The organism is Streptomyces sp. NPDC054841 (genome assembly GCF_053611045.1).
On record NZ_JBSGZO010000374.1, the window covers coordinates 1 to 8,529 of the forward strand.

Annotated in this window: 7 protein-coding genes; all 7 read left to right on the forward strand. The window is 71.0% G+C overall.

The genetic code is table 11. The features are described 5' to 3' along the window. Positions 1 to 120 precede the first annotated feature (120 nt). The 7 genes from ACWGI8_RS33565 to ACWGI8_RS33595 all read left to right on the forward strand — a co-directional run bounded on the left by ACWGI8_RS33565 (position 121) and on the right by ACWGI8_RS33595 (position 8,468). Complete coding sequence (locus tag ACWGI8_RS33565) at positions 121 to 723, forward strand: TetR/AcrR family transcriptional regulator (RefSeq protein ID WP_453666748.1); 603 nt, start codon at positions 121 to 123, stop codon at positions 721 to 723. Positions 724 to 841: 118 nt separating this feature from the next. Next, a complete protein-coding gene (locus tag ACWGI8_RS33570) occupies positions 842 to 1,765 on the forward strand; it encodes a TauD/TfdA dioxygenase family protein (protein WP_453666750.1) in 924 nt (307 codons plus the stop codon). Positions 1,766 to 1,864: 99 nt separating this feature from the next. Continuing rightward, positions 1,865 to 3,178 carry an MFS transporter gene (locus ACWGI8_RS33575; RefSeq protein ID WP_453666752.1) on the forward strand — a complete coding sequence of 438 codons (1,314 nt, stop codon included), beginning with the start codon at positions 1,865 to 1,867 and terminating at the stop codon, positions 3,176 to 3,178. A gap of 100 nt (positions 3,179 to 3,278) precedes the next feature. Further along, a complete protein-coding gene (locus ACWGI8_RS33580) occupies positions 3,279 to 4,985 on the forward strand; it encodes an aldehyde dehydrogenase family protein (RefSeq protein WP_453666754.1) in 1,707 nt (568 codons plus the stop codon). A gap of 27 nt (positions 4,986 to 5,012) precedes the next feature. Further along, entirely contained in the window at positions 5,013 to 6,602 is a 1,590-nt protein-coding gene (locus ACWGI8_RS33585; RefSeq protein WP_453666756.1) for a long-chain-fatty-acid--CoA ligase, read from the forward strand. Next, positions 6,583 to 6,879 (forward strand): hypothetical protein, encoded by a 297-nt coding sequence (locus ACWGI8_RS33590; RefSeq protein ID WP_453666758.1) that lies wholly within the window; start codon positions 6,583 to 6,585, stop codon positions 6,877 to 6,879. Before ACWGI8_RS33585 ends, ACWGI8_RS33590 begins: the two co-directional genes overlap by 20 nt. Beyond that, positions 6,876 to 8,468, forward strand: coding sequence for a GMC family oxidoreductase (locus ACWGI8_RS33595; protein WP_453666760.1), 1,593 nt, complete (start codon positions 6,876 to 6,878; stop codon positions 8,466 to 8,468). The genes ACWGI8_RS33590 and ACWGI8_RS33595 overlap by 4 nt, the downstream gene beginning before the upstream one ends. Positions 8,469 to 8,529: the final 61 nt, after the last annotated feature.

Here is an 8,529-nt window from a genome sequence, read left to right on the forward strand (position 1 = left end):
GCTTCGAAGACGGTCCGCGGGCCGATGGAACCGATCGGTCCCGGCCCGCAGCACGCCGTTCCGCGGACGCGCACCGTACCCCGGGCCGATGCGGTCCGGCCGAGCTCGTAGGCTCGGGGCATGGCGGGTACACAGGCACGTGGGACGGAACGGGGACCGGGGCGGCCGCGCGAGGAGCGGGTCACCGGGGCGGTCCTGAACGCGGTCGTCGAGCTGGTCACCGAGCAGGGCCTGCAGGCGGTCACGATGGACGCCGTCGCCGCCCGGGCGGGGGTGAGCAAGCCCGCCATCTACCGGCGCTGGCCCACCAAGCAGGATCTGCTCATCGCCGCTGCCGAGACCCGTATCGGCACCCTGTCGGTGCCCGATCTGGGGGACTTCCGCGACGAGCTCCGTGTCGTGCTCATGGCACGTCTGGAGGCGTACCGCCTGCCGGGATCGGATCGTCTGATCGCAGGCATGATCGGCGCGGCGGCGGAGGCAGGCGCCACGCGGGGCCAGTACGCGCAGTACACCGAGCGCATCACCAGCGAGACCAGGAACATCCTCGAACGCGGTATCGCCCGCGGTGACGTGCGCCCCGACACCGACGTCCGGGCCGCGGCCACTCTGGTGGCCGCACCCCTGCTCTTCCGGCTGGTCGGCGAGCAGGAGCTGCCCGACGCCCGGCTCGTGGACACCCTGGTGGACCTCGTCGCCCGCGCTGTCGGCTCGGCTTCCTGAGCCGCTCCCCTCACCGCCGCGAACCGGCTCGAACATCGACGCCCGCAGACCCTTGCCACGCCCTACCCCAATAACGATACTTCCAGGAACGAAATCCGGACCGTCGTTCTGGAGAGCCATGGACAGCGTCGTCACCACCTCTGTTTCCGCCCTCGACAAGCCCCTGATGCACTTCGGGAAGCGCACGCTGGAGCGCACCGCGCCGGGGCTGCCCTCGGCCGAGTACCACCGGCTGGGCATCCGCCCGCTCACCCCGCACATCGGCGCCGAGATCGACGGCGTCGACCTCTCGCTCCCGGTCGGCGAGGACCTCGCCGAGGAGCTCAGGCAGGCTCTGCTGGAGTGGAAGGTGATCTTCTTCCGCGACCAGGACGCCTTCGATGCGCAGTCCCAGCTCGCGCTCTCCGGCGTATGGGGCGAGCCGGAGCCGAACCCCTTCTTCCCGAAGACCGAGACCGTCGGTGTCTCCCGGCTCGCCAAGGACGCCAAGGCCATCGGCAACAAGAACATCTGGCACAGCGACCACTCCTTCATGGCCGCGCCCGCCCTCGGCTCGGTCCTGCGCGCCGTCGAGATCCCGCCCGCGGGCGGCGACACGATGTGGGCGGACATGGCGGCCGCGTACGACAACCTGTCCCCTGAGATGCAGGAGCGCATCGACGGGCTCACCGCCGTGCACGACTGGGTGCACAGCTGGGGGGCTACGATGACGGACGATCAGATCGCCGCGCACCGGCAGAACCTGCCGCCCGTCGAGCACCCGGTGGTCGTCCGCCACCCGCGCACCGGCCGCAAGCTGCTCTACGTCAACGAGCCCTTCACCGTCCGGATCGTCGGGCTGCCGGACTCCGAGAGCCGGGACCTGCTCCACGAGCTCGTCCTCCAGGCCCGTATCCCCGAGTACCAGGTGCGGTTCCGCTGGCAGCCGGGCTCCGTCGCGATCTGGGACAACATCGCCACCCAGCACTACGCCATCAACGACTACTACCCGCAGCCCCGCGTCATGGAGCGCATCGCGATCGCGGGCGTGCCGCTCTCCTGAACCGCACCCGGACCGTCCCGCCCACGGGTCCGGGCACGAGCCCGGGCCCGCGCCACTCCCCCGTGCCTCACCCTCCCCTCTGTCCCCCGCGGAGCCCTTGTGACCGACACCGACGTCGTACCCGCTGCGCCGGCCCGCCCCCCGAAGACCACGAGCGGTCCACGACGCGCATGGACCGTCACCGCACTGCTCGTCGTCTTCATGATGATCAACTTCGCCGACAAGTCCGTGCTCGGTCTGGCGGCCGACCCGATCCGCAAGGACCTCGGCCTGTCCGCCTCCGCCTTCGGACTCGCCAGCAGCGCCTTCTTCCTGCTGTTCTCATTCTGCGGCGCCGCGGTGGGGCTGCTCGCCGACCGCATACGGCCCAAGTGGCTGCTGCTGACGATGGCCGTGCTGTGGTCCGTCGCCCAGGCCCCGCTGGCCCTGGGCGGAGGGCTCGCGGTGCTCATCGCCTCGCGTGTTCTCCTCGGCGCCGCCGAGGGGCCCGCCTTCCCCGTCGCCCAGCAGACCACCCTGTCCTGGTTCCCCAACCACCGGCGCAACCTGCCCGGCGCGCTGATCGTGCTGGGCGTCACCCTGGGGGTCCTGGTCGCCGCTCCGGTACTGACCTGGGTGATCCACCATCACGGCTGGCGCTCGGCCGTCGCCGTGGTGGCGGTCGCCGGTGTGGTGTGGGCGCTGCTGTGGATCCCCGTCGGCGGAGAGGGACGGTACGGGGCCGACTCGGCCCCCGTTGCAGCCGAGGGCGCCGAAACCGCAACCGGGCCGGACCCCGCCAGGATGCCGTACCGCCGGATCCTCGCGACCCGTACCTGGATCGGTGCCACGACCGCCTACTTCGGCACCTACTGGGTGATCGCCTTCGCCCTGGTCTGGCTCCCCTCCTACCTCCATGACGGGCTGGGCTACTCCTCGACCCGGTCCGCCCAGCTGCTGATGCTGGTCTGGGGTCTGAGCGGCGTCGTGGTGCTCGGACAGGCGGGCCTGACCGGATGGCTGCTGCGCCGCGGGACCGCGAGCCGGTGGGCCCGCGGCAGGGTCGGCGGCATCCTTCTGATCACCGGCGCCGCGGCATGCCTGGCCCTGCCGTCGGCCCCGGCCGGTGCCGTGACCGTCGTACTCCTGGTCGCCGGAGTCGCGCTCTCCGGAGCGATGAGCACCGTCGCCGTGACCACTGTCGCGGAACTGGCCCCGGCCGATCGACGCGGCGGCGCCCTGGGCATCATGAACGCCGTGGTGACCACCGCCGGTCTGATCGCGCCGACGCTGATCGGGCGCCTCGTGGACACGCACGGGGCAGCGGGCTACCGGTATGCCGTCCTGATCACCGGTGCCCTGCTCCTGCTGGGCGGAACCGCCGCCGTCACCCTGATCGACCCCGACCGCGACGCGCGCCGGCTGTCCGCGTGACGACGCACGGTCCTCGCGTCCCCCGGCGAAGTCCGCACCACGCTCGCACGGAGCACGGCCCCGCCCGCCCCCCAACCCCTGACCTTCCGCAAGGAGTGACGTGAGTTCCAGCGCCCTCGACACGTCCGTCCTCGACCGGGCCGTCGCCGACCTGCGCACCGGCGCCGTCTCCTGGTCCGCCACCCCGCTCACCGAACGCATCGCCCTGCTCGAACGGCTGCTGCCGCGCGTGGTCTGCGGCGCCGCCGACCTGGCCGCGGCCGGAGCCCGCGCCAAGGGGTACGCCCCCGACTCCCCGTGGGCCGCCGAGGACTGGACCGGCGGACCCTGGGCCCTGGCGCAGAACGCCGCAGCCCTTCTGCACGTACTGCGGCGCATCGCAACGGGCAAGCACCCGGTCGGTGCCGAGGCCGTGCACGAGCGGCGCGGCCGTACCCGGGTCGATGTCTTTCCCGCCACCGGCTGGGACAGACTGCTGCTCAACGGCTTCACGGCGCAGGTGTGGATGCGCCCGGGCACCACCGCCGACCAGGTACGCGACCGCGCCGCAGGCGAGTACCGGGGCCGGCCGGGAGGCCCCGCCGTGGCCCTGGTTCTCGGCGCCGGCAACGTCGCCGCCATCACCGCGCTCGACATCCTGCACAAGCTCTACGCCGAGGGACAGGTCGTCGTCGCCAAGATGAACCCGGTCAACGCCTATCTGCGCCCGCACTTCGAGCACGTCTTCGCCGAGTACATCGACCGCGGCTGGGTCCGCTTCGTCGACGGCGGCGCGGCCGAAGGCGGTCATCTCGCCCGCCACGAGGGCATCGACGCCATCCATGTCACCGGCAGCGACCGCACCCACGACGCCATCGTCTGGGGCACCGGCGAGGACGCCGCGCAGCGCCGGCTCGACGACCGGCCCCTGGTCGACAAGCCCTTCAGCAGTGAACTGGGCGGTGTCAGCCCCTGCATCGTGGCCCCCGGACCGTGGAGCGACTCGGACTTCCGTTTCCAGGCCGAGCACATCGTCACCAGCAAGATGAACAACTCCGGCCACAATTGCATCGCCAGCCAGGTGCTGGTCGTGCCACGCGACTGGGACGGCACGGAGCGACTGCTGGACGAGATCCGGCGAGTGCTGCGCGACCTGCCGGAGCGCACCGACTACTACCCGGGCGCGCAGCAGCGCCTCGCCGCCCTTCTCGCGGCGCACCCGGAGGCGGAGACCCACGGCGACGGCTGCCGGCTCCTCGTCCCCGACATCACCGACCACGACGACGTGCTGATCACCGACGAGGTCTTCGGCAGCGCCCTGGGCGTCGTACGGCTCCCCGGCGCGACCACGGCCGAATTCCTGCTCCACGCCGTCGACTTCGCCAACGACACCCTCCCCGGCACCCTCGGCGCCACGCTGATCGTCCACCCCAGGACGGAAAGGAGCGACCGGGCGGTGGTGGAGTCGGCGATCGCCGGTCTGCGCTACGGCACCCTGGGCGTCAACTGCTGGTCCGGGGTCGGCTTCCTGCTCGGCTTCACCCCTTGGGGCGCCTTCCCCGGCCACACCCGGCAGGACATCGGCAGCGGCATCGGCTTCGTGCACAACGCGTTCATGCTCGAGGACATCGAGAAGACCGTGCTGCGTGCCCCCTTCACCCCCGCCCCGCGCGGGCTGGTCACGGGTGACCCGTCGCTGTCCCCGCGCCCGCCGTACTTCGTCACCAACCGCACCGCGCTGACCACCGTGGAACGCGTCACCCGCTTCACGGCCGCGCCGAGCCTACGGAAACTGCCCGCCATCTTCGCCTCCGCCCTGCGCGGCTGATCCCGCCACCACATCCACGGAGTTCCCATGCTCAATCTCGCCGTCATGCTCGAGAACAGTGCCCGTGCCGTGCCCGGCCGCGCCGCCGTCGTCCTGGGCGACCAGCAGCTGACCTACGCGGAACTGGACGCCGCCGCCTGCCGCGTGGCCAACCTGCTGCGGTCGCGCGGTGTCGAGCCCGGCGACAAGGTCGCGCTGTCCTGCCCGAACCTCCCCTGGTTCCCGGTCGTCTACTACGGCATCCTCAAGGCCGGCGCGGTGGTCGTCCCGCTCAACGTGCTGCTCAAGGGCCGGGAGATCGCATACCACCTGGCCGACTCCGGGGCGAAGGCGTACTTCTGCTTCGAGGGCACCGCCGAGCTTCCGCTCGGGCAGGAGGGCTGGTCCGGCTTCGGCGGGACGCCGGGCTGCGAGCACTTCTTCCTGATGACCGCGGCCCCCACCGAGGACTCCCCGATCGACGGGGCCCAGACCCTCACGGCCGCGCTGGCCGGCCACGGTGCCGACTTCCGGACGGCTGTCACCGAGTCCGGGGACACCGCGGTCATCCTCTACACCTCCGGCACCACCGGCCTGCCCAAGGGTGCCGAACTCTCCCACTCCAACGTGACGATGAACGTGCTGACCTGCCACAAGATCTTCGGTGAGGTCGAGCACGACGTCCATCTGATCACTCTGCCGCTGTTCCACTCCTTCGGCCAGGTCGTCCAGATGAACGCCGGCCTCGCGGCGGGGGCGACCCTGGTGCTGTTGCCGCGGTTCGACGCCCGGTCGGCCCTCGGCCTGATGCAGCGCCATGCCGTCACCTTCTTCGCCGGTGTGCCCACCATGTACTGGGCCCTGCTCGAAGCGGACGCGCCCGGTGTGGACCTGACGCGGATCGCCAGGAATCTGCGGATGGCCGGCTCGGGGGGCTCGGCGCTTCCGGTGGAGATCCACCGCCGGTTCGAGGATCGGTTCGGGGTCACCATCCTGGAGGGGTACGGGCTTTCGGAGACCAGCCCGGTGGCCACCTTCTCGCCGCGCGGCGAGAAGGTGCGCCCCGGCTCCATCGGACGCCCGGTCTGGGGCGTCGAGGTGGACCTGATCAACGAAGACTGGTCCCCCGTCGAGGAGCCGGACGCGATCGGCGAGATCGTCATCCGCGGGCACAACATCATGAAGGGCTACCACAACCGTTCCGAGGCCACCGCCGAGGTGATGCGGGGCGGCTGGTTCCGCACCGGAGATCTGGCGCGCCGGGACGCCGACGGATGGTTCTACATCGTCGACCGCGCCAAGGACATGATCATCCGAGGCGGCTTCAACGTCTACCCGCGAGAGATCGAAGAAGTACTGCTCACCCACCCTGCCGTGAGCATGGCCGCGGTTATCGGAGTCCCCCATGACCGTCACGGCGAGGAGGTCAAGGCCTGCATCGTCCTCGCCCCGGGTGCGGAGCTCTCCGAGCAGGAGCTCATCGCGTGGTGCAAGGAGGAGATGGCGGGCTACAAGTACCCCCGCCTCGTGGAGTTCCTCGACGTCCTGCCCACCAACGCCACCGGCAAGATCCTCAAGCGCGAGCTCCGGGACGCGCCGGGGATCGCCGGTTCGGTTCGTGACCCTGAGCGTGCATGAGGCCCTTCTGGGCACGCTGACCGACGAGGACGCCCAGAGCACCACCCGCACCACCGGCATCACTGGCACCACTGGCACCATCGGCACAGAAGACTTCTACGGCCGGCTCCGCGAGCCCGGATCGGACCTCACCGAGGAGGCAGTTATGGCATACACCGCACAACGGGTATCGCCGCACAGGAAGATGAGGCAGGTGGCCTTCGTCGGCGGAGTCCCCGAGCCGGCGGCAGGCAGGACCGCCCGCGATCACCTGCGCGCGATCGAGGTGACCCGATGAGCACGCCGCCCCACAGCGTCGACTACGTCGTTGTCGGAGCCGGCTCGTCCGGAGCCGCGCTCGCCGGCCGGCTGACCGAGAAGGGAACGGCATCGGTCGCCCTCCTGGAGGCGGGCGGCCGGGACAAGAAGGCGGCCATCCACATCCCCGCCGCCTTCTCCCAGCTCTTCAGGACCGAACTCGACTGGGACTACTCGACCACCCCGCAGGCCGGACTCTCCGGACGCAGCATCTACTGGCCCAGGGGCCGGATGCTCGGCGGCTGCTCCTCGATCAACGCCATGATGTGGGTACGCGGGTACGCCGCCGACTACGACGAGTGGGGCGACCTCTGCGGCCCCGACTGGTCGTGGAAAGGTCTTCTGCCCTACTTCCGCCGCGTGGAAAGGATCACCGGGGCCACCGACCCGGACCACGGACGTTCCGGCCCCATGAGCATCGAGCCGCAGCGCGACCCGAATCCCCACACGGCGGCCTTCCTCGACGCCGTCAAGGAGCTCGGCCATGCCGTCGAGCCCGCCAACACAGCCACGCCCACGGGGTTTTCGCAGACCATGGTGAGCCAGCGGCGCGGTGCACGGTTCAGCACCGCGGACGGCTACCTCAAGCCCGCCCGCAGCCGCTCGAACCTGCACGTCATCACGCACGCGCAGGCCACCCGCGTGCTCTTCGAGGGACGCCGCGCCGTCGGTGTCGAGTACAACGCCGGGGGCGTCACGCGCAAGGTGCTGGCGCGCCGCGAGGTCGTACTCAGCGGCGGCGCGGTCAACACCCCCCAGCTGCTCATGCTCTCCGGCATCGGCGACGCCACCCACCTGCGCACCCTCGGGATCGACGTCCTCGTGGACGCGCCGGAGGTCGGCGCCAACCTCACCGACCATCTCATCAGCGGCCTCGTCGTCGACGCCCCGGACCGGACGCTGTTCTCCGCCGAGCGGCCCGTCGAGCTGCTGAACTACCTCGCCCGCCGCCGAGGGATGCTCACCTCCAACGTCGGCGAGGCGTACGGCTTCATCCGCAGCCGGCCCGAACTCGAACTGCCCGACGTCGAAATCATCTTCGCCCCGGGGCCGTTCCTCGGCGAAGGTCTCGTCAAGCCGTCCGGTCATGGGCTGACGGTGGGGGCGATCCTTCTCCGCCCCCGGAGTACGGGATCGATCACCCTCGCCTCACCGGACCCGCTGGACAAGCCTCTGATCGACCCGCGCTACCTCACGGACCCCGACGGGACCGACCGCGCCGCCCTGCTGGCCGGGCTCGACGTCTGCGAACAGGTCATCGACCGGCTCACCGCCGGCGGACTGACCACCGGCCGTTTCCTCATGCCCGCGGGGGCCGAGGAACTGCCCCGGGACCGGCGTGACGCGCTCACGCTGACCGATCACGCCCATACCCTCTACCACCCCGTCGGAACGGCACGGATGGGCCGCGACGACTACTCCGTCGTGGACCCGCAGCTCCGTGTACGAGGGGTGCAGGGTCTCCGTGTCGCCGACGCGTCGATCATGCCGACGATCATCCGCGGACACACGAACGCCCCGGCCATCGTCATCGGAGAACGGGCCGCAGACCTGCTCGCCGCGAGCTGACGGCACCGCGGGCACCTCGGCACACCCGATCAGCGTCGTAGTCGGCCCGGCGGGCCGACTA

Bases quoted from the DNA above. Each gene is read 5' to 3' on its own strand.
- ACWGI8_RS33570 (WP_453666750.1), top strand. From the start codon at position 842: ATGGACAGCGTCGTCACCACCTCTGTTTCCGCCCTCGACAAGCCCCTG.
- ACWGI8_RS33585 (WP_453666756.1), top strand. From the start codon at position 5,013: ATGCTCAATCTCGCCGTCATGCTCGAGAACAGTGCCCGTGCCGTGCCC.
- ACWGI8_RS33595 (WP_453666760.1), top strand. From the start codon at position 6,876: ATGAGCACGCCGCCCCACAGCGTCGACTACGTCGTTGTCGGAGCCGGC.
- ACWGI8_RS33565 (WP_453666748.1), top strand. From the start codon at position 121: ATGGCGGGTACACAGGCACGTGGGACGGAACGGGGACCGGGGCGGCCG.